General features: G+C 62.2%; 1 protein-coding gene. It reads right to left on the reverse strand.

The window, feature by feature from the left end; genetic code table 11:
* Window positions 1-566: superoxide dismutase (locus FHG10_RS17805; RefSeq protein ID WP_152354708.1), on the reverse strand; the 566-nt coding region annotated here is incomplete at both ends.

A 566-nucleotide genomic window follows, 5' to 3' on the forward strand; every position in this document is an offset into this window, starting at 1 on the left:
TCCGCCCAGTTCACGATGTTCCAGATCGCCTTCACGTAATCGGCCTTCACGTTCTGGTAGTCCAGGTAGAACGCGTGCTCCCACATGTCCAGCTGGAACAGCGGAACCGTCGCCACAGGGATGCCGTTCTGCTGATCGTAGAACTGCTCGATCACCAGGTTCCCCTCGATCGGCTCGTACGCCAGGATCGCCCAGCCCGACCCCTGGATCCCCAGGGCCGCCGCCGTGAACTGCGCCTGGAACGCCTCGAACGACCCGAAGTACTCGTCGATCGCGCTCGCGAGCTCACCGGTGGGCTTGTCCCCGCCCTCCGGCGAGAGGTTCTTCCAGAAGATCGAGTGGTTCGTGTGACCACCCAGGTTGAACGCCAGATCCTTCGACAGCTGGTTGATCGAGCCGAAATCATTCGCCTCGCGCGCCGCCGCCAGCTTCTCCAGCGCCGTGTTCGCACCCTTCACATAGGTCGCATGGTGCTTGTCATGGTGCAGCTCCATGATCCGGCCCGAGATATGGGGCTCCAGCGCCGCGTAGTCATAATCGAGATCGGGAAGCGTGTACTCCGCCAT

Origin of the sequence: Brachybacterium subflavum (assembly GCF_009299795.1) — a bacterium.
Classification (GTDB): Bacteria; Actinomycetota; Actinomycetes; order Actinomycetales; family Dermabacteraceae; genus Brachybacterium; species Brachybacterium subflavum.